Genomic DNA, 431 nt, shown 5'->3' with positions numbered 1-431 from the left:
CCATGCTGTCATGTCTTAGGCTAATGTGCGCGCGGAGGTTTCGCAATACTCCCACGCTGGGGACGTAGCTACCTTTCTCTACTGCGGGCAGAAATCTGCGTAGTCGTTCGCATGGACTGCCGTGGTTGGTGTTTGTGCTGGTGGGTTTCTATATTTCGCGGGGGAGCAGTGGGGTGGCGTGACTTGTGCACCAGGTGTTGGTGGTGCGGAATACTTCGCCTTGACGCAAAATCTTGCGGCCAATTTCGCTGCGCTGAGACCCGAAGAGGGCGTGGAGCATGTTCGCTGTGGCGGTCGCATCGGCTACTGCTGCGTGCGCGTCAGGATTGTCCAGTCCCAGGCGGTCGAGGAGTGCCGGTAGGTTGTAGGGGCCACGGTCGAGTATTTGCTTGGCAAGGTCAATGGTGTCAATGAAGGGGAAGAACTCGTCC

The 431-nt window shown here is 58.0% G+C and carries 1 protein-coding gene; it reads right to left on the bottom strand.

The window, feature by feature from the left end; all coding sequences use genetic code 11:
- Positions 1–148 precede the first annotated feature (148 nt).
- The coding region (locus HMPREF2935_RS07475) for an exonuclease domain-containing protein (RefSeq protein WP_246817802.1) at positions 149–431 on the bottom strand (283 nt) is incomplete at its 5' end.

The sequence above is a fragment of the Corynebacterium sp. HMSC076D02 genome, assembly GCF_001813815.1.
GTDB classification, from domain to species: domain Bacteria; phylum Actinomycetota; class Actinomycetes; order Mycobacteriales; family Mycobacteriaceae; genus Corynebacterium; species Corynebacterium simulans.
The sequence above is the reverse complement of the archived record's forward strand: the minus strand, read 5'-3'. Positions and strand labels throughout refer to the sequence as shown.